This window comes from Paenibacillus arenilitoris, assembly GCF_014705655.1.
Lineage (GTDB): Bacteria > Bacillota > Bacilli > Paenibacillales > Paenibacillaceae > Pristimantibacillus > Pristimantibacillus arenilitoris.
Map to the genome: position 1 here is coordinate 1 of NZ_JACXIY010000033.1, position 20,255 is coordinate 20,255.

A 20,255-nucleotide genomic window follows, 5' to 3' on the forward strand; every position below is an offset into this window, starting at 1 on the left:
TTTCGTTGTATCGCTTTTCCATTAATCCATGCGGATTAACGGGGCAGTTTCACTCGTTGTTCAGTTTTCAAAGAACAAGCTTTTCTTTCGCGTCAGCGCTATGTCTCAGCGGCGACTTTTATAATATATCACAGACGCCCAAGTTAATGCAAGTATTTTTTTTGAAAAACCTTTTTTGAAACCTCTCTGCTCCATCTTGGGCGAAAATTAATGTAGCACAGATCCGTCGCTCCAGTCAACCTTTAACTCCAGCCGATTTCCGCCTGCTTTCAACCGACCGTCCATTGCAAGCCCATAATCAGGGCTATCCCCGGCACGCCAAGCGCGACGACGGTACCGATCGTAATCGGATTAAGCGGAATATACATGCCCGTCACAAGGCCCGAGTAATTCAGAACGTACAACAGAACGGCCGCCAGTATTAGATGCAAGGCAAAGCCGCGAACCCATCCCCAAGAAAGCTTATTTCGCAAAACAACCGCTACCAGCAGCACCGACGAAACAATAAAAACGGTCAACCAAAACGTCCTCATTCCAACGCTCCTCTCCAAGCCGGCCACGTGCCCTGTATTTGCTTCGCCGCGCGAAGCAGCATCTCGTAACGCTTCTCCGCCGAAATGATTGCATAGATCGCGTAATCGACTTGATCCTTGCCTACGGCGTGATCGAAATACCGGTTGGCATTCTCCCACTCCTTAAGCGCCTCCGCGATTTCCCTCCGCAGCTGCTCCATCTTATCGATTGGTTCGGCATCAACGTCTTGCTTCTGATTCGACAAATCCAACCCCTCCCGCTTGTCCGGTCTACCTGACGGCATATACTATATGTATAAACCTTGGCCCGTGATTAGAACGAGGGATTTACGGGTCATCGACTCCACGAAGCCGCATAAAAAAAACGACCGAGCCTTATAGCCGCTCAGCCGTTCTTTTCTTCAACTAGCTCAGTTCGCGCCTGCCTTCAAGCGCCTTGGACAGCGTTACTTCATCCGCATATTCCAGGTCGCCGCCGACCGGCAACCCGTGCGCGATGCGCGTGACTTTAATACCGAACGGCTTGACGAGCCGCGATAAATACATCGCGGTCGCTTCGCCTTCGATATTCGGGTTCGTGGCCAGAATCAGCTCCTGAACCCGCTCGTCGCTCAGCCGCCTTAACAGCTCGGCAATGCGGATCTCGTCGGGACCGATTCCCTCCATAGGCGAGATTGCACCTTGAAGCACGTGGTACTGTCCTTGAAAATCCTTCATCCGTTCGATGGCAACGAGGTCTTTCGTTTCCTGCACGACGCAAATGACCGACTGATCCCGCGATTTGTCCTGACATATTTTGCACGGATCGGTGTCCGTAATATTGCAGCAAACCGAGCAGTAGAACAAATTGCGCTTCACGCTTACCAGCGCTTTCGCAAAATCGATGACATCGTCTTCCTTCATTCGAAGCACATGGAACGCAAGCCGGGCCGCCGTCTTGGGGCCGATGCCCGGCAGTCGCGTAAAAGCGTCAATTAATTTCGCGATCGGTTCGGGATAGTGCAAACGGGGTACAGCTCCTTTCAAATCGCAAAAAAGCGAGGGCCGTCTCTTAGAACAATCCCGGGATCTTCATGCCGCCGGTGAATTTGCCCATATCCTTGTTCGCCAACTCGTCTACCTTCGCGAGCGCGTCGTTAATTGCCGTCAGCACGAGGTCCTGCAGCATTTCCACGTCTTCCGGATCGACGGCCTCGGGCTTGATCGTAATGTTCAGAATTTTTTTGTGGCCGTTCGACGTTACGGTTACGACGCCGCCGCCCGCCGTGCCTTCAACGGTTTTGGATTCAAGCTCTTCCTGCGCCTTCATCATTTGATCCTGCATCTTCTTCACTTGCTTCATCATTTGGTTCATATTGTTCATTCGTATTCACCTCATCGTTAGAATTAAATTTATTCCTTGTCCTTCACGACAACCAAATCCTCGCCGAACAACTTCACCGCTTCCTCGACCCATTCCGGCCTTCCCGCCGGTTCGGGGGGAGCCGCCGACTCCGGTTCGAGCTGTAACGCCTCGCCCTTCTGCTCGCCCGCTCCTTCGGCCGCCGCCTGCCAATCCTTCAGCATGACGGTGACGAGCCGGGAATGTCCGCCGAGCGTATCGTGAATGACCTTCTCGATAATTTCCCGGTTGGCCGGCTTCTCGGTCGTCTCCCTGTGCATCGTATTCTTGAAAGCGACGAGCACGGCGCCTTCGGCAGCGGATACGGGTTCGCCGTCCTTGAGCCAAGCATGCACGGTAATCTTCGCATCCTTCACGCCCTGAAGCACGTCGTTCCACTTCATCCGGATCATGTTGAATTCCGGCTCCTTGGCCGCGGCAACGTACTTATCAAGCTTAACAGATGAGCGGGCTGCGCCGCCAGCGCTTCCGCCAAAAGCGCTCCTGACGGCGCTCGAACGCCCGCCGGCCGGCGGCTGCCTGGAAGCGGCGCCATCCGACGGCTGGCCGCCTCCCGCCGCTACCCCGGCGCGAAGCGCCTGCTCGAGCTTCCGCTCGAGCGCTTCGATCTGCTGGCGCATCCGGCCGATCTCGGCGGCCGGCGCGCCCGAGGCTTCGCCGGCGGAAGCGCCCCGTTCGGAACCTTCGCCTGCTGAACGTTCCTCGCTCAGCGTGCAAAGCTTCATCAGAGCGACTTCGAAGAGCGTCTGCGGCTGGGAAGCATGCTTCAGCTCGGCCTGATACCGGTTGAGCGTATCGATCATCGCGAACAGCCGCCCCGGCGTGAAAGCGTCCGCCATCGTCCGGAACCGATCCGGATCGATGACGCGCTCGGTTACCGCTCCGCCTTGAGGCGCCAGCTTCAGGACGAGCAGGTCCCGGAAATAGTAAATTAAATTTTCCAGGCATTTGTCCGCGCTCTTGCCGGCCTGCATCAGACGTTCGACCAGCGGCATGACCGCCGCAACGTTGCGGTCCTTGACCGCCTCCGCGAGCTGGTAGAAATGGTCGGCCGCCATGCCGCCCGTCACGTCTACGGCCGCTTCCAGCGTAATGCGGTCGCCTCCGAACGCGGACACCTGCTCGAGCAGGCTGATCGCGTCGCGCATGCCGCCTTCGGATAGACGGGCGATATAGCCGATGGTGTCCTCGTCCGCCTCGATGCCTTCCGCCCGGCAAATTTCGAGCAGCCGTTCCGTCTGCTCTTCGAGCGACACTTGACGGAAATCGAAGCGCTGGCAGCGCGAGATAATCGTCGCCGGCAGCTTATGCGGCTCGGTCGTAGCCAGAATGAAGATCACATGCCCCGGCGGCTCCTCCAGCGTCTTCAGCAGGGCATTGAAAGCCTCGGCCGTAAGCATATGCACTTCGTCTATGATATAAACTTTGAACCGCACCTCGGAAGGCGCGTACCTGACTTTGTCGCGGATATCCCGAATTTCGTCAATGCCCCGGTTGGAGGCGGCATCGATCTCGACCACGTCCATAATATGTCCTGCGGTAATCCCGATGCAGGCATCGCATTCGTTGCAAGGCTCGGCCGCGGGTCCCCGCTCGCAGTTAACCGCTTTCGCCAAAATCTTCGCCGCGCTCGTCTTGCCGGTTCCCCGCGGCCCGTTAAATAAATACGCGTGCGATACGCGGTTCTCGCGAATCGCGTTCTGCAGCGTCTGAATAATATGCTGTTGTCCGACCATGTCCTGAAACGTCTGCGGACGCCAGGCGCGGTATAGAGCGATATGTGACACGCAGACCTTTCCTTTCGACTTGCCTGTTCGTAATCGGCCAAGCGGCATTCGCCCGGCAACGATTCTGATTCCTCTATTATACAACAACTGACTGGCAAGAAAAACTTTCTTTTCCCCCATATCGCCCTGCGTTCCGCAAAAGCTTGCAAACAAAAACACCCGCTTCCGCCATTTACGATTCATAAAATCGTAATGCGATCACAGGTGCTGCCATTAAAAAAGGTATGGAATTCAAAAATAACGTTGGTACCGCGCACCTGCTCCCGATAAATGCGACCCAGGCGGCATCCTTGCACTACAGCTCGAGCCAGGCACTCCCCCGGCACATGAACTTATTTGCTTACGGCTGCTTCCTTCCGGACCTGACCGGGTTCACAAACGTCCATTGCGGAGGACCCGACTGTCAACACTGCTCGCAAGTGCCAAGGCCCTGCATCGGCATAACCTCAAGCAGGAATTCAACCTCGCTACAGCGGATTGCGAGTTACAGGGCACCGCTACCTCCCCGTCTAGCACGGCAAAAATAAGTATAGCCCATCTCGTCCCAAAGCGCAACACGGAGAAAAGTGGGAGCCGGAATGACAGCTCACCTCGCCGTTTCGACATGAACATCGTACCTTGGCATATTTTTTTGCACGATGAACTGGGCTTTAGACCGCAGCTTCCGTACTTCCGTGTCCGATAAGCTCCGATCCACCTTCAGGTTCACGTGCAAATCGGTACCGTTAAACACGATTTGCGTGTTCTTGATCCCCTTGAGCGGCCTGAGCACCTGCTCGACCAGATTGCCGTCCGACTCATAATTCAAAGCCATATGCCGACCCGGCATATTCGGATTGCTGTTGGAAAGACCCATATAGCCGTCGTGCCCGTATGTCTTGACGCGGTCGCTGCTCTGGTTGGCGCAGCCGCCGAATAGCAGCACGATCAAGCACACCGCAAAGGCGGCAATCCATTTCCGCAGTCCCGATAACCGTCCTTGTTGCAATCAAAAAACCTCCCTTCTATCCAATAGGATGGCTGAGGGAGGTTCTTGTATTCTGCCAAATAAAGGCGGAACATTCCGGATATTAAATGCCGTATTTCTTCTTGAAACGATCGACGCGGCCGCCGGCATCCAGGAACTTCTGCTTGCCCGTATAGAACGGGTGGCATTGGGAACAAACCTCTACGCGAAGGTTCTGCTTGATCGAACCTGTCTCGAACGAGTTGCCGCAAGCGCAAGTTGCTGTAACGACGTGGTATGTCGGATGAATACCTTGTTTCATCACGTTCACCTCTTTCTGCCCTGGATCGCATGCGGACCCAGAGTTAAAATCACACAATACGGATTATAGCACGACCCGTCTGAGGTTGCAATGCATGATCCCGCATGCCCATGCTGGAAAATACGGCTTTAGCCGCGCGGCTTAACGGCGCATCGCCGCCGGCGGGACATGCGTATAGGAACCGATGACGACCTCCGGCAGCTCCTCCCGGAATATCTCCAGCATTTGCTTCATGCCGTAAATTTCGCCCTTCGCCTTCGGAATGAGCGCGAGATAGCTCTCCGGATCGATGTTCAGGTTGCGCATTTGGATCAGCTTAAGCCCGGTCCGCTTCGCGAAGCCGATCATCGCCTCGATCTCCTCCTCGCGGTCCGTAACACCCGGGAAGATCAAATAATTGATTGACGTGTACACGCCTTGGTCGGACGCGTATTTGAGCGACTTCTCAACGTTCTTCAGCGTGTAGCCGCGCGGCTTGTAGTAAGCATCGTAATGCTCGTCAATGGCGCTGATCGTGCTGACGCGCATCAAATCAAGGCCCGCGTCGACGATCGCCCGCATGAAGTCGGTCAAGCCCGCGTTCGTATTAATGTTGATGTAGCCTTGCGAAGTCCGGCTTCGCACTTGCTTCATCGCTTCGACGATAATTCTCGCCTGCGTGGAAGGCTCGCCTTCGCACCCTTGCCCGAAGCTGATGATCGAGTCCGGCCCGCGCAAATGCTCGAGCATGATCTCCACGATCTCATCAACGGTGGGCTTGAAGTTCATCCGCGTCTGCGGCGCGACGAACCCGCTGTCGTCCGGCTGCTCGGAGATGCAGCCGAAGCATCCCGCGTTGCAGGAGTACGATACCGGCACCGCGCCCTCCCAGCGTCCCAGAAACGTGTTGGACGACGTCAGGCATTCGTAGCCGAGCGCGCAGTTGGACAAATGCTTGTACACCCGGTTCTCCGGATACTTGGCAAGCATGCGCTCCACCTCGACGGCCAGCTCCTTGCGGTCGCAATTGAGCGGGTCCCACCGCTCCGGATCGTCGCACCTCTCGGCCGTAACGTAGAATCCGCCATCCTTCCAGACGACGGCCGTATAGCCGAACAACGGCAGCTTCTCGTTCTTGTCGGCCTTCACGTAGCCGGGCAGACACAAGCGGGTAAAGCCTTGCGGCAGCAAAGCGCCGACCGCCTGTACGTCGCCGGGCAGCACCTGCATCTCTCCCGTATCCGGATGAAGCCCGACGGGCCGCGTGAAAGGCAGGCTGACCAGCGTCGCTCCGTTCGGAAGCGGTACAAGCTCCTCTTCCATGATTTCAATGATCATGTCCCCGCTGCGACCTAGAGCGGTATAATCGGGATGATCGAATACGTTGCCTTGCGCGTCCGCGTATACGAGATTCATGATGTCCTCCTTCCCGCAGTTCTACGACCCGTGCGTCGTGCGCGGCGTAGGCCGTCTTCCGGTCGTCTGCGCGCCGCTCTTGATGGCCGGTCTATCCGGCCTCGCTTCCGCCGACGTGTCGAGAGACATAAGGAACTGCTCGTTGTTCTCGCTTTCCTTCAGCTTCTTCAAGAAGTTATCGACAAATTCCAGCGAATCGTTCATGTTGCGGCGAATGGCCCACACTTTATCGAGCTCTTCCTTCGTCAGAAGCATCTCCTCGCGCCGGGTTCCCGATCTGCGCATGTCGAGCGCAGGGAAGATGCGGCGTTCGGAGAGCTTGCGGTCAAGGTGAAGCTCCATGTTGCCCGTACCTTTAAATTCCTCGTAAATGATGTCGTCCATGCGCGATCCGGTTTCGATCAAGGCGGTTGCGAGAATCGTCAAGCTGCCGCCTTCTTCCACGTTGCGGGCGGAACCGAAGAACCGCTTCGGCCGGTGGAACGAAGCCGGGTCGATGCCGCCGCTCAGCGTACGGCCGGACGGAGGCACGACGAGGTTGTACGCCCTTGCCAGACGCGTGATGCTGTCCATCAGAATGACGACGTCCTTCTTATGCTCGACAAGCCGAAGCGCCCGCTCCAGCACGAGCTCCGCCACTTTAATATGATTTTCCGGCAGCTCGTCGAACGTCGAAGCGATGACCTCGCCCTTGACGGAGCGCTGCATATCCGTGACTTCCTCGGGACGCTCGTCGATGAGCAGGACGAACAATTCGATATCGGGACGATTTTCAGCGATGCTGTGCGCGATTTCTTTCAGGAGCAAGGTTTTGCCGGTTTTCGGAGGCGCCACGATCAAGCCGCGCTGCCCGAGCCCCACCGGCGCGAGCAAATCCATGATTCGGGTGGAAAGCTTCGGCTGGGCGGTCTCGAGCACCAGCTTCTTTTCCGGATAAAGAGGGGTAAGCGCAGGAAAATGAAGGCGTTCGGACGCGGTTTCCGGATTCTCGCCGTTGACGGCGTTCACCTGCAGCAGGCCGAAGTAACGTTCGTTTTCTTTCGGAGGCCGGCATTTGCCCGAGACGAGGTCGCCGTTCCTCAGGTCGAATCTGCGGATTTGCGAAGCGGAGATGTAGATATCTTCCTTGCTCGGCAAATAGTTGATCGGCCGCAGAAACCCGAAGCCTTCCGGTAAAATATCGAGCACGCCCTCCATGAACATAAGGCCGCTCTTCTCGGCCTGCGCGCGCAAAATTGCAAAAATAAGCTCTTTCTTCTTCAGCGTACCGTAATAAGCGATCTGATATTGCTTCGCCAGCTTATATAACTCGGTAAGCTTCATCTCTTCCAGATCGGCGATCTGAAGGTCTGTCATGTTCTCACCACTTTATTCGATTTTCATAAATCATTCTGCTAGAAAGGATGGCCTGATTAATCATCATTGCCGGATACGCCGCCGTCTATTCCGACCCGCGGCCGCCGGACCCCCATTTAAGAGGATTCCGCCTCCCGCCATACTTCGGCGCCGAGTCTGCTTAAGTTCTCCACCAGGTTGTCGTAGCCCCGGTCGATATATTCGACGCCCGAAATTTCCGTCACGCCTTCCTCGACGGTCAAAGCCGCCACGACAAGCGCCGCGCCGGCGCGCAAATCGGCCGCGCGCACCTTCGCCGCGTTCAGCTTGCCGCCCTCGATTACGGCTGAGCGGCCCTCGACGCGGATGTTCGCGCCCATTCGATTGAGCTCGGGAACATGCTTGAATCTCGTGCCGTAGACGTAATCGGTCAAAATGCTGACGCCCGCCGCCTGCGTGAGCAGCGTCGTCATCGGAGACTGCAAATCGGTCGCGAATCCGGGATAGACGAGCGCTTTCACGTCGATCGGCGAATAGTTCCCGCCGCCGATAATACGGATCGATTCGTCCATTTCGACGACCTGCACGCCCATCTCTTCCAGCTTGGCCGTCATGGCCTCCAAGTGCTTCGGAATAACATTATCAATAAGAACGTCTCCGCGAGTTGCCGCGGCGGCAATCATATAAGTACCTGCTTGAATGCGATCGGGAATAATGGAATGGCGGCATCCATGCAACCGTTCGACGCCCTCGATCCGGATCGTCTCGGTTCCGGCGCCTTTGATTTTTGCGCCCATGGCGCTTAGGAGAGTAGCTACATCTATAATTTCAGGCTCTTTTGCCGCATTTTCGATAATCGTTAACCCTTTGGCCCGCGATGCCGCGAGCATGATGTTGATCGTTGCGCCGACGCTTGCCACGTCGAGATAAATTTTCGCGCCGCGCAGCTGCTTTGCGGCGATTCGGATGGAACCGTGTTCGTTCGTTACCGTGGCGCCGAGCGCTTCAAACCCTTTAATATGCTGGTCGATCGGCCGCGGTTCGAAGTTGCAGCCGCCGGGCATCCCGATCGTCGCTTCCCCAAACCTGCCCAGCATGGCGCCCATCAAATAATACGAGGCGCGAAGGAGCTTTACTTTGCCGTTCGGCATCGCCTTGGAAACCAGTTTGGTTGGATCGATGCGCATCAAATCGCCGTCGCGCTTAACGACGGCACCGAGTTCTTGCAAGATCTCGCTGTATACCGCTACGTCGCTTATCCTCGGCAAATTGTCGAGCACGACTTCGGATTCAGCCAAAATGGCAGCCGGTACGAGCGCGACCGCGCTGTTCTTCGCCCCGCTGATTTGAACGGTGCCGCGAAGAGGACGTCCGCCGCGTATCATCAATTTCTCCATTTCGTCATTGTTCCTCCCGTGTATTGGAAGAGAATAAAGGAAAAACCGCCAAGGCAAGCGCAGAAGCGAGAGACGCCACAGAGACGCCGTCCGCGCTTGCCGCTATAAGGCGGTTCGTTATCCTTTGCTCCTGGTTGCTTAAGCTTGGTTGTTGCTTCCGAACAAACGGATTTTCTCTTGAATAACGGCTTTCATCGCGCTGCGCGCAGGCGTGAGGTATTTGCGCGGGTCAAATACTTCCGCGTTGGCGCCAAGAACTTCGCGGATCGCGTTCGTGCAAGCCACTTGGTTCTCCGTGTTCACGTTGATTTTGCCTACGCCCGCTTGGATGGACAGGCGAATCGCTTCGTCCGGAACGCCGGAACCGCCATGCAAAACAACCGGTACAGGAATCGCATCGGCTACTTTTTGGATAATATCGTAGTGGATCTTAGGCTCGCCCTTGTACATGCCGTGAGCGGTGCCTACCGCGATGGCGAGGCAGTCTACGCCCGTCTCTTCATAGAAGCGGATCGCTTCTTCAGGCTTAGCCAGCGTTGCGTCTTCCTCGTCGACGCTCAGGTCGTCCTCGACGCCGCCGATCGTGCCGAGCTCGCCTTCGACGGATACGCCCATGGCGCGAGCGGCTTTTACAACCTCTTTCGTAAGCGCGATGTTCTCTTCGAGCCCGTAGTGGGAGCCGTCGAACATAACGGAAGAGAAGCCGGCGCGGATACATTTCATCGCGACTTCGAACGAGCTGCCGTGGTCAAGATGCAGGGCGATCGGAAGTCCGGATTTTTTGGCAGCGGCCTCGGCCATCGCAACCGTGAATTCGATCCCCATATATTTCAAGGCGCCTTCGCTGACCCCGTAAATAAAAGGCGAATTTTCTTCCATGGCGGCTTCGACGGTCGCCTGGGCGAATTCCAGGTTGTTCATGTTGAACTGACCTACCGCAAATTTGTTTGCTTTTGCTCTCGGCAAAAACTCGTTCATAGACACTAAAGGCATAGTTGTTTCCTCCTGGATCTTATTCTTTCGTTTTCAAGCCCGTTCCGACTTGTCATTCTGAGTCATTATAACATATCGAGCCTTGAAATAGTAAAGCTTGTTTTACTCTGTGTTAATTCTAACAAAAACGGCACCGCCGCTTCATATGCGACGATGCCGTCAGTCAAACCCGGTTAAGAGCCGATCGCGAACCGGTTGGTCGAATTGCCGCCTCGCAGCTGCATGTTTACCGCGATCCGCATCTCGTCGATGTCGAAAGGCTTCGTAAAATGCATCAGCGCGCCCAAATCGGTCGCTTCTTTGATCATATCCAATTCGCCGTACGCCGTCATCATGATGACTTTGATATTGCGGTCGATGGCCTTCACATGCTTCAGAATCTCCAGACCGTCCATACCGGGGATCTTCATGTCCAGCAGAACAAGATCGGGAGCTTCGCTCTTCACGATTTCCAAAGCCAGCTTGCCATTGGACGCCTGGAACGTATTGTAGCCTTCGCTGCTAAATACCTCCATGAGCAGTACGCGGATACCGTTCTGATCATCCACGATCAATACTTTCTTCTTCTCCAACGTCATATACCTCCCGCGACTGAGCTTCACCCAGATAAATGGCCAACTCTTCCATAATCGTTAATATATTCGCGCAGGAGGTTATATAATCCTTCTCGTCCGGAGAAAAACTTATCAAACGGTGCCGCAAAATGCGCGGCCGCCCGCGAATGCCTCTTATTTTGCCGAATAGCCGAGCGCCGCCTGCACGAACCCGCGGAACAACGGCTGCGGACGGTTCGGACGCGACGTGAATTCCGGATGGAACTGCACCGCCAGAAACCAAGGATGGTCGACAATCTCGATCATTTCGACCAGACGGCCGTCCGGCGACGTGCCGGAGAAGCGCAAGCCCGCCGACTCGATCGCCTCGCGGTATTCGTTGTTGAATTCGTAACGGTGGCGGTGACGCTCGTAGACAAGCTCCTCGCCGTATTCCTTCGACGCGAGCGTGCCCGGCGCGAGCTTGCACGGGTAAAGGCCCAGGCGCATCGTGCCGCCCATGTCTTCCACGTCCTTCTGGTCCGGAAGAAGGTCGATGACCGGATAAGGCGTGGACGGGTTGATCTCCGAGCTGTTCGCGTCCGCAAGCCCGGCCACGTTGCGCGCATACTCGATGACGGCAACCTGCATGCCGAGGCAAATGCCGAAGAACGGAATTTTGTTCTCGCGCGCGTGTTTGATCGCCGTAATCTTTCCTTCGATGCCGCGGTCGCCGAAGCCGCCCGGCACGAGGATGCCCTGCACGCCCCGAAGCTCGTCCGAAACGTTCTGCTCCGTCAGCTCCTCGGCGTTCACCCAGCGGATTTTCACCTCGGAATCGGCCGCGATGCCCGCATGGCCAAGCGATTCCACGATGCTGAGGTACGCGTCGTGCAGCGCGACGTACTTGCCGACGATGGCGATTTCGGTCGTTTTGTGAAGCGACTTCACGCGATCGACCAAGCCTTCCCACTCGCGCATGTCCGGCTGGTTCGTCGTCAGCTTCAGATGGTTGACGACGATCTCGTCGAGGCCCTCCTCGCGGAGCATGAGCGGCACTTCATACAGGGTCGAGGCGTCGCGGCATTCGACGACCGCGCTGGCGTCGATGTCGCAGAATAGGCCGATCTTCCGCTTCATGTCCTCGGCGAGAGGATACTCCGTGCGGCACACGATGACGTTCGGCTGGATGCCGATGCTCCGCAGCTCCTTCACGCTGTGCTGCGTCGGCTTCGTCTTCACTTCGCCCGCCGCTTTGATGTATGGAATTAGCGTAACATGGATGTACATCACATTGTCCCGGCCGATGTCGCTCTTGATCTGGCGAATCGCTTCGAGGAACGGCAAGCTCTCGATATCGCCGACCGTGCCGCCGATTTCCGTAATGACGACGTCGGATCCGGCTTCCTTGCCGGCGCGGAATACGCGGTCCTTGATCTCGTTCGTAATATGCGGGATCACCTGAACCGTGCCTCCCAAATAATCGCCCCGGCGCTCCTTGGTAATGACGTTGGAGTAGATTTTGCCCGACGTCACGTTGCTGTTCTTCGACAGGTTGATATCGATGAAGCGTTCATAGTGGCCGAGGTCGAGGTCCGTTTCGGCGCCGTCGTCCGTGACGAATACTTCTCCGTGCTGGTAGGGACTCATCGTTCCCGGGTCTACGTTAATGTAGGGATCGAATTTTTGAATCGTTACTTTAAGACCCCTGTTCTTCAGCAATCTGCCGAGCGAGGCTGCTGTAATCCCCTTGCCCAGGGACGATACGACGCCGCCGGTTACAAATATATATTTGGTCACTGTGATGATACCCTCCAAGCTCCTATGGTTAGAATTAGGTTTGCCCATTTCCTCGATAAACATGGATGCAGAGCCATGGCCCGTCCATCCAGTTTGTGGGAATCATTCCCTCGGAACCGTCCCCCACAAACAAAAAAAGTGACACCCGTAGCCACGGGGCACTTTTCCTTTTCTTGGCATATAAAAAAATATAAGAAAGCATAAATCGCCAAAACTTACGCTCTGCCTATATTTCACGCGGCAATCCTTCGCTGCCGAAGGATGCCGCTCGTATGCGTATTTGTTAACCGAATCTTAAGCCCATGCAATAGTTTACTCTGCGCCAATAGGACCTGTCAAGCGAAACCGACATCCTGACCGGCGCGGCGAGCAACCTATTTGTCTTCGTCGTCTTCTTCGTCTTCGAAATCGTCTTCGTCGTCCGATTCCTCGTCTTCGCCGTCCATGTCGCCTTCCACGTCTTCCTCGTCGATCTCTTCGTCGTCCAGATCCACTTCCTCGTCGACCTCCGCGTCCTCGTCGGCTTCGTCGAAGTCTTCGCGGTCTTCGTCGAATACGTCGTAATCCTCTTCCTGATCCGCGTATGTGTCTTCTTCCTCGTCCGTGAACATGTCGTCGTCTTCCAGATCGTCGTCGTCGTTGATAATGCGGGTGCGCTTCGCGTTGCCGACCGGATCCTCGGAGCGCTCTACCGGATACCACCGCTTCAGTCCCCACATGTTGCTGCCCACGCACGCAAAGCGTCCGTCAATGTTGATCTCCGTGTACACCTGCGCGATGAACTGGTTGACATCTTCCGCGGAAAGTCCGCGTATCTTAGCGATCTCCATCATGAGATCGCGGTAATAATAAGGCGTATTTGCCGCTTTCAGCACCTCAAACGCCAAATCGACCATAGGCATTTCCTTCACGCGCTCAGGATCAAGCTTCAACGTGTAATTGCCGCCGCTCATACGGACACATCCTCTCTTGCCAATCGAAATTATGTAATCGGTTTTTCCCTTTTTTGTGCTAGTCACAGTATAGTAAAACCTATTTCCTGCAAAAAAGCAAGCGGAGGGCCGCTCCTGCGGCAGAGCTTGGACGCAATGACAAAAAGCGAAGGGATAAACCCTCCGCCTGACTGTATCCTTCCGGCCGCGATGCGTTTCCCGGCGCACCATGGACGTAAGAGCTCCGGAGAACTCTTTGTTCATCCTATGTCCAATATCGCTTTTTGACACGGTTTGGCGCCTAATTATATGAAAAAGGGCAAGTTGCTCATGCGGGACGAAGCGTTCGCTCATACAATAGTTCAGCATGGTCCGTCGGGAGGGGAAGCCAACTTTGGACACCGCCGCTTTTATCCGCTTGCTGCAGGATACGATGGCTTGCACGGACACAGCGACCGTTAAGCGAATAGTTCGCTTTCAGCATGCGAGCGACTACCGGCACTTCCTACAGCAGCTGCCTGCAATCGAACCGTCGTCATCGCCCCGCAAGAAAATCAGGCAAATGCCCATCATCCGAGCCGTCTCGTGCCGGCTGCCGGCAGACGAAACGCTGGAGCGGTTCGGCGGGCGAATATGGATTGAGAAGGATTGCAAAATCAGCGTGCACCACGGCTCCCAGGTGCATAAGTCGGCCATGGTCGACCGAGGCATCCCGTGGGGCGTGAACCAGATTAAAGCTCCGCAGGCATGGAGCACGACGACAGGCCTCCGCGTGAAGGTCGGCGTCATCGACACCGGCGTCGACTTCAGCCATCCCGATCTGCGTCAATCATTGTCGAGAGGCATCAACCTGCTGAACCGAAGCATGCTGCCGCACGACGACAACGGCCACGGCACGCACATCGCCGGAACGATCGCCGCGGCCAATCAGCCGCAGGGCATGATCGGCGTTGCGCCCCGCGCCTTGATCTCCCCGGTCAAAGCCTTCGACCACAACGGCAGCGCCTTCGTGTCCGACATCATTCTCGGCATCGAATGGTGCATCCGCAATCGCATGGACGTCATCAACATGAGCTTCGGGATGAAGACCAAAAGCAAAGCGCTGCTCGGCGCGGTCATCAACGCTTACAACGCGGGCGTGATCATCGTCGCTTCCTCCGGAAACGACGGCAAGCGGCGTTCCGTCGACTATCCCGCAAGGTATCCCCAGACGATATCGGTCGGCGCCACCAACAAGCTCCGCCGTATCGCGCCCTTCAGCAACCGCGGCATCTATATCGACGTGTACGCTCCCGGAGACAAAATCGTCTCGTCGTGGATTCGCGGCAAATATAACGAAATGAGCGGCACCTCGATGGCCACCTCGCATGTGAGCGGCGCCATCGCTTTGCTGCTCGCGCACAGACCGGGCCTGACGCCCGCCGAAATCAAAACGATCATTAAGCGCTCCGTTCAGCCGTTAAGAGGAAGAAGAGCCCGCCGGACGGTCGGCGAGCTCGATGTGATGCGAATGATGCAAGTCGTGGACAAAACCTAGCGCCACGGCTTGTTTTTATTTCGATCGCGAAGCGCGCGGCTACATCCGCTCCGGCGCCGATACGCCGACGAGTCGCAGAACGTTCGCGATCGCGATCCGAACCGCCGCGAGCAGGGCCAAGCGGGCCTGCGTCTGCTCCGCGTCCTCGGTGATGACGCGCTCGGCCCGGTAGTAGCTGTGGAACTGCGACGCCAGCTCGTAGACGTAACGGATCAGCCGATGCGGCGCATATTGGGCTGCGGCTTCGGATATTTCCTGCGGCAGCTCGCCGACCTTGCGAAGCAGGTCGAATTCCTGCTCGGCGGACAGCTTGCCGAAATCGATCGCCTGCGTTTCCTTCAGCGCGACGCCTTGCTCCTCCGCCTGCCGGAAGACGCTGCAAATCCGGGCATGGGCGTACTGGACGTAGAAGACCGGGTTCTCGTTGGACGTCGAAATCGCAAGGTCCATGTCGAAATCCAGATGCGAATCCATGCTGCGCATCGAGAAGAAATAACGGATCGCGTCGACGCCGACCTCGTCCATCAGATCCTCCATCGTAACGGCTTTGCCGGTACGCTTCGACATTTTCATTTTCTCGCCGTTCTGGTACAGACTGACCATCTGCGCGATTAGAACGGTCAGCTTCTTCGGATCGTTGCCGAGCGCCTCCATCGCCGCCTTCACGCGCGGAATGTAGCCGTGGTGGTCGGCTCCCCAAATATTGATCATTTGGTCGAAGCCGCGGCCGTATTTGTCGCGGTGGTACGCGATGTCCGGAGTCAAATAGGTGTACGAGCCGTCGTTCTTCACGAGCACGCGGTTTTTGTCGTCGCCGAACGGCATCGTGGACAGCCAGGTCGCGCCCTCTTCTTCGTACACGTGGCCGGAAGCCTTAAGCGCCGCGAGCCCTTCCTCGACCAGGCCGCTCTCGTACAGCGACGTCTCGCTGTACCATACGTCGAAGCCGACGCGGAACCGCCCCAGATCGCGCTTGATCTTGTCCAGCTCCCGCTCCAGGCCGTATCGGCGGAAGAACGCGAACCGCTCCCGATCCGGCATCGACAGCAGCTTGTCCCCCTCTTGCTCGACGAGCTGCTTCGCGAAGCCGACGATATCCTCTCCGTAATAGCCGTCCTCCGGCATCTCCGCGGCTTGTCCGAGCGCCTGGCGGTAACGGGCTTCGATCGACACGGCCAAATTCTCGACCTGCTTGCCAGCGTCGTTAATATAGTATTCCCTCGTCACGTCGTAGCCGGCAAAATCAAGCAAGTTGCAAAGCGCGTCGCCTACCGCCGCTCCCCGCGCGTGGCCGAGATGAAGGCTGCCCGTCGGGTTGGCGCTGACGAACTCCACCTGCACGCGCTTGCCGCCGCCTTCCGCCGTGCGGCCGTATTCGCTGCCCGCCTGCAGCGCCGCGCCGATAACCGGGTAAAGGTAGCTCTTGTCCAGCCGGAAATTGATAAAGCCCGGACCCGCGATTTCGGCCGATTGAACCGAAGCCTTCTTCGCATCCAGATGCTCCAGCAGCGCTTCCGCGATTTGGCGCGGGTTCTTCTTGGCCAGCTTCGTTAATTGCATGGCGGCGTTCGTCGCCAGGTCTCCGTGCGCCTTATCCTTCGGCACCTCCAGCACGATGGCGGGAAGCTCCTCCCTAGCCGCCAGGCCGGCCGCTACCGCGGCATCGGCAATCGCCGCCTTCAGCTGCTCATACATGTTCTCAAGTACATTTGCGCTCATTAATCCTGTTCCTCCCGTATATGGAGCCGGATATGGAACCGGCCCGACATTTGTTCGCCCACAAGCAGCTCGTACTGCCATTCCAATGTAAAAGGGAGCGCTCCCGGCAGCCCGTCCGCGCCTTCGCCCTGCCCAGCCGCCAGCCGCAGCAGCTTCGTATCCGTCTCGAGCGGGAACGACGCCGCCCTCGACCGGTAGTATCCGGTGCGCCGCATACCGGGCGCGAACAGCTGCTCCGATTCGACCGCCCCGCGCCTTACGATGGACAGCTCGCCCGGCCGGTACCGCACGAGCGTGCGGACTTCGCCCGCACCCGGCTCTTCCTCCTGCGCGGGCTCGACATATCGTACGAACACCGACAGCTCCTTGCGGAACCATTCCCCCGCATACGTGTGAACATGCGAGCTTCCGTCCTGCACGCTCTCGAGCGCGATCCGCACCTTACCGCTTTGTCCCATAGCCTTGCTCCTGTTATCAGTCTGCATATGTAACTACTATATACAGGAAGTCCGCGAATTTCAACGCTAGCGTGCCGTATACGGCACAATGGCGCGCCATGCCCCGACGCGGTCTTCCAGCGTCCGCATGCGCGGCGTCGGGATCGGGCTCGTGGAAGGCAGCTTGAGCAGCGCGACGTCCCGGAAGCGTCCGTCCCCGCCGAAATGCTTCCGAAACGTGTCGTACGCTTTGCTTCCATTAAAGGCAAAGCAGCGCAGGCCGGGATATTCGGAGAGGAGCCAAGGCAAATTTTGCGGCACCTCCGCCCGGATGTTCACGTCGAGACTGCCCTCCCGCTCGCACGATTCCATCACGTCCCACAGCGCGATCCGATGCTCCTTCAGGAAGGCGAGACGGTTCTCGTAGACGGGATCCGGATCCGTATCGGCGAACAGCCGGTACATGATGCGCCACATGAAGTTTTGGGTATGTCCGTAAAATTGCTTATGCTCGAGTGACTTCACGCTCGGCGCCGTGCCGAGCACCAGCACGCGCGCGCGCTCGTCGATAACCGGCGGAAAAGAATAAATGCGCATCGGCCCCTCCTCCTGCTCCTGTAAGCTCGCTATGGCTTCATTCTACTATAAGTCTAGCCTAGATGAGGCGATCGAATCCTCCGCGGCAAGCAAAAAAACGCGATCCGCTGCTTCATGCGCGGATCGCGTAACCTTGTTCGGGCGACGTCACTTCGCCGGAATTTTTATTTTTTGCCCCGGATAAATAAGATGCGGGTTGCGCAGCTTGTTGTAGCTCGCAAGCTTCTGCCATGTCGTACCGTGCTTCAGCGCAATGGCATACAGCGTGTCGCCCGATTTGACGGTATAGACCTTCTCCTGAGGCGCGGCAGGCCCTGCCGGCTCCACAGGCTTCTCGGGCTCGGACGGCCCGGCAGGCTCCGGCTGACCCGGTTGTTCCGGCGCGTTCGTCTCCTTGCTTCCCAGACTCAGCCTGAATTCCGCGTAACCGTCCTCCGTATCGGCCGTGAACGCAATCGCTTCGTTCGCCTCGTCGGCGGCCTTCGCGTCAGGCGACGTCTTGTAAGCCACGTTGACGGTATCGTTAATCGGCGCCAGCGACCAGTTGCCGTCCGCCGACGGGTTGATCGTCTGGAAGGAGCGGATGTAGTCGATCACGACTTGCCGGTTCTCGTCCGGAGCGGCAAGAATAATCCGTTTGCCGTCGGGGTTGGCGAACTTGCTGGAGGAGGCCCGGTAGTTATTCGATGCGACAACGAACTTCCGGTCGGCCGCGATCGCGTCTCCTTCGAATTGCAAATTGACGATGCGGCTTGCGCCTTCGTTCAAAAGCTTGCCGGCGGCGTCATACTTCGGCGGCTGCGCGACGTCGATCTGATAAGTCACGCCGTCGATCACGTCGAAGTTATACGTTGGAAAATCATAGTTGATCAGCTCCTGCTTCTCCGCGCTCGCCGGATCGATTTGCTTGAACTGGCCGGCCGACCACTCGAGCCACTCCTTGACCTCGGCTCCCGTTACAAGCACGGCGTTGAGCGTATTGGAGTACAGGTACAAGTCGGCCACGTTCTTGATCGCGATATCGCCGGCGGCGATGTTCGTATAGTAGCCGGGGCCCTGGCGCCCGCCGGCTTTGAACGGCGCCCCCGCCGACAATACCGGGATGCCTTCGTATTCGGTCCCTTGCAGATGCTTCTCGACGTACCATGTTTGCGCGTTGTTCACGATCTGAATCGAAGGGTCGTCCTGAATGAGCGCGAACCAGCTGTTGATCGGCGCGGTCGTCTTGCCGACCGGCCCGCGAACGTACTCCAGCGTATGCTCGTGATCTTCCTTCACGGCTTCGACGATCGATTCGTCCGCTTCGACGAGCGGCTGCTTGTTAGCGGCATCGTAAATCGGCCTCACGCTCGACGCCGAATCGGCGACCGCCCATTCGCCGTCCTTCAGCTGCAGCGTCAAATCGATGATGCCGAGGTTGTTGCCCCAATAGCCCGGCTCGACGGACGGAACGCCGTTGATCGTGCCTTTGGCCAGGTCGACGCCGCTTTTGCCCTCGAACGATTTGTCGGGGAATACTTTATGCGCGTGGCCGAACAAAATCGCGTCGATACCCTCCACTTTGCTCAGGTACAGCACCGAGTTCTCCATCAGCGGGGTCTGCGGAATGTCCTCGAAGCCGGAATGCGGGATCGCGACGATCAGGTCCGCCCCCTTCTCCTTCATCTCCGGCACGAACTTCTCGGCCGTCGCCACGATATCCTTAACGGTTACTTTGCCTTCCAGATGGGCTTTGTCCCACTGCGTAATTTGCGGCGGCACGAAGCCGATGACGCCGACCTTGAGCCGATGCTTCGCTCCGGCTCCGTCCGTCACTTCCTTGTCCAGAATCAGGTACGGCGTGAACAGGTTCTCGTCGTTCGTCTCGTCCGCGTCTCCGTCCGCTTTATAGATGTTTGCGTTAATATAGGGGAAGTCCGCGCCTGCGAGCGACGTTTCGAGAAATTCCAGGCCGTAATTGAATTCATGATTGCCGAGGTTGCCCGCATCGTAATCGAGCAGGTTCATTGCCTTATACACCGGGTGAGTCTCGCCCTGCTGCAGCGGGTCGATCGTCGCGACGTAATCGCCGAGCGGATTGCCCTGAATCAAATCGCCATTATCGAACAGAAGGCTGTTCGGCGCTTCCTCCCGCGCTTTCTTGATCAGCGTCGCGGTCTTCGCCAGACCGTATTCGTCCGTAGGCTTGTCCGCAAAATAATCGTAATTCACCATGTTCACGTGCAGGTCCGACGTTTCCATAATCCGCAGCTGCACGGTGCCCGCGCCGCCCGTCTCCGCGGAAGCGGCAAGCGGCAGCGCGGCAAGGCCGACCGCCAGCGCGAGCGCGGCCCTCCAGATCGGTTTGTACGGTTTCGCCAAAACAACTCCTCCTTAGTTTGTTCTATTAAAAATAGCGATGCTGCAAACACGCGATGTCCCATTCATTACCATATTATCGTAATTTAATGAATCCGATTTGTCATTCGATGATTTTGTAAACTCGTCAGGGATGTTGTCGAATAACGCTGCGCAGTAGGTAATAGAACGCCCAAAAGGCTGACCCGAAGGGATCGTATCCGATCCGCTCAGGTCAGCCTTATTTCGTCTT

General features: G+C 57.1%; 19 protein-coding genes and 1 other RNA gene. 1 reads left to right on the forward strand and 19 read right to left on the reverse strand.

Annotated features, from left to right (window positions below; translation table 11 throughout):
• Positions 1-269: 269 nt before the first annotated feature.
• The 15 genes from IDH41_RS23625 to rpoE form a co-directional block, all read right to left on the reverse strand.
• Positions 270-533 (reverse strand): pro-sigmaK processing inhibitor BofA family protein, encoded by a 264-nt coding sequence (locus IDH41_RS23625; protein ID WP_190865513.1) that lies wholly within the window; start codon positions 531-533, stop codon positions 270-272.
• Entirely contained in the window at positions 530-778 is a 249-nt protein-coding gene (locus tag IDH41_RS23630; protein ID WP_223830003.1) for a DUF2508 family protein, read from the reverse strand. Before IDH41_RS23630 ends, IDH41_RS23625 begins: the two co-directional genes overlap by 4 nt.
• Positions 779-938: 160 nt before the next feature.
• Positions 939-1,538 carry a recombination mediator RecR gene (gene recR / locus IDH41_RS23635; RefSeq protein WP_190865517.1) on the reverse strand — a complete coding sequence of 200 codons (600 nt, stop codon included), beginning with the start codon at positions 1,536-1,538 and terminating at the stop codon, positions 939-941.
• 46 nt (positions 1,539-1,584) lie between these two features.
• A complete protein-coding gene (locus tag IDH41_RS23640) occupies positions 1,585-1,896 on the reverse strand; it encodes a YbaB/EbfC family nucleoid-associated protein (protein ID WP_190865519.1) in 312 nt (103 codons plus the stop codon).
• A gap of 29 nt (positions 1,897-1,925) precedes the next feature.
• The gene (gene dnaX, locus IDH41_RS23645; protein WP_190865520.1) at positions 1,926-3,722 is read right to left on the reverse strand and encodes a DNA polymerase III subunit gamma/tau; all 1,797 of its coding nucleotides are present in this window, start codon (positions 3,720-3,722) and stop codon (positions 1,926-1,928) included.
• A gap of 249 nt (positions 3,723-3,971) precedes the next feature.
• An RNA gene (ffs, locus tag IDH41_RS23650) (signal recognition particle sRNA large type) lies at positions 3,972-4,240 on the reverse strand.
• A 68-nt stretch (positions 4,241-4,308) separates the two neighbouring features.
• Positions 4,309-4,710, reverse strand: coding sequence for a hypothetical protein (locus IDH41_RS23655; RefSeq protein ID WP_190865522.1), 402 nt, complete (start codon positions 4,708-4,710; stop codon positions 4,309-4,311).
• A gap of 82 nt (positions 4,711-4,792) precedes the next feature.
• Positions 4,793-4,990, reverse strand: a complete 198-nt coding sequence (gene rpmE / locus IDH41_RS23660; RefSeq protein ID WP_190865524.1) for a 50S ribosomal protein L31 — start codon at positions 4,988-4,990, stop codon at positions 4,793-4,795.
• Positions 4,991-5,131: 141 nt separating this feature from the next.
• A complete protein-coding gene (locus tag IDH41_RS23665) occupies positions 5,132-6,385 on the reverse strand; it encodes a radical SAM protein (protein WP_190865527.1) in 1,254 nt (417 codons plus the stop codon).
• 21 nt (positions 6,386-6,406) lie between these two features.
• Positions 6,407-7,741, reverse strand: coding sequence for a transcription termination factor Rho (gene rho / locus IDH41_RS23670; RefSeq protein ID WP_190865529.1), 1,335 nt, complete (start codon positions 7,739-7,741; stop codon positions 6,407-6,409).
• A 116-nt stretch (positions 7,742-7,857) separates the two neighbouring features.
• On the reverse strand, positions 7,858-9,117 hold the full coding sequence (locus IDH41_RS23675) for a UDP-N-acetylglucosamine 1-carboxyvinyltransferase (RefSeq protein ID WP_190865530.1): 1,260 nt from the start codon (positions 9,115-9,117) through the stop codon (positions 7,858-7,860).
• 138 nt (positions 9,118-9,255) lie between these two features.
• Positions 9,256-10,110, reverse strand: a complete 855-nt coding sequence (gene fba / locus IDH41_RS23680) for a class II fructose-1,6-bisphosphate aldolase (protein ID WP_190865532.1) — start codon at positions 10,108-10,110, stop codon at positions 9,256-9,258.
• A 173-nt stretch (positions 10,111-10,283) separates the two neighbouring features.
• Entirely contained in the window at positions 10,284-10,682 is a 399-nt protein-coding gene (locus IDH41_RS23685) for a response regulator (RefSeq protein ID WP_223830004.1), read from the reverse strand.
• 156 nt (positions 10,683-10,838) lie between these two features.
• Positions 10,839-12,443, reverse strand: coding sequence for a CTP synthase (locus IDH41_RS23690; RefSeq protein ID WP_190865536.1), 1,605 nt, complete (start codon positions 12,441-12,443; stop codon positions 10,839-10,841).
• Positions 12,444-12,817: 374 nt separating this feature from the next.
• Entirely contained in the window at positions 12,818-13,396 is a 579-nt protein-coding gene (gene rpoE, locus IDH41_RS23695) for a DNA-directed RNA polymerase subunit delta (RefSeq protein WP_190865538.1), read from the reverse strand.
• A gap of 373 nt (positions 13,397-13,769) precedes the next feature.
• On the opposite strand from rpoE, the gene IDH41_RS23700 reads away from it, so the two are divergent.
• Positions 13,770-14,912 carry a S8 family peptidase gene (locus tag IDH41_RS23700; protein ID WP_223830006.1) on the forward strand — a complete coding sequence of 381 codons (1,143 nt, stop codon included), beginning with the start codon at positions 13,770-13,772 and terminating at the stop codon, positions 14,910-14,912.
• A gap of 39 nt (positions 14,913-14,951) precedes the next feature.
• Here the strand turns inward: IDH41_RS23700 and argS are convergent, their stop codons facing one another.
• The 4 genes from argS to IDH41_RS23720 all read right to left on the reverse strand — a co-directional run bounded on the left by argS (position 14,952) and on the right by IDH41_RS23720 (position 20,026).
• On the reverse strand, positions 14,952-16,631 hold the full coding sequence (gene argS / locus IDH41_RS23705) for an arginine--tRNA ligase (RefSeq protein ID WP_190865540.1): 1,680 nt from the start codon (positions 16,629-16,631) through the stop codon (positions 14,952-14,954).
• Entirely contained in the window at positions 16,631-17,089 is a 459-nt protein-coding gene (locus tag IDH41_RS23710) for a DUF1934 domain-containing protein (protein ID WP_190865542.1), read from the reverse strand. The genes argS and IDH41_RS23710 overlap by 1 nt, the downstream gene beginning before the upstream one ends.
• 66 nt (positions 17,090-17,155) lie before the next feature.
• A complete protein-coding gene (locus IDH41_RS23715) occupies positions 17,156-17,665 on the reverse strand; it encodes a DNA-deoxyinosine glycosylase (protein ID WP_190865543.1) in 510 nt (169 codons plus the stop codon).
• 147 nt (positions 17,666-17,812) lie between these two features.
• Positions 17,813-20,026, reverse strand: a complete 2,214-nt coding sequence (locus IDH41_RS23720; protein ID WP_190865545.1) for a bifunctional 2',3'-cyclic-nucleotide 2'-phosphodiesterase/3'-nucleotidase — start codon at positions 20,024-20,026, stop codon at positions 17,813-17,815.
• Positions 20,027-20,255: the final 229 nt, after the last annotated feature.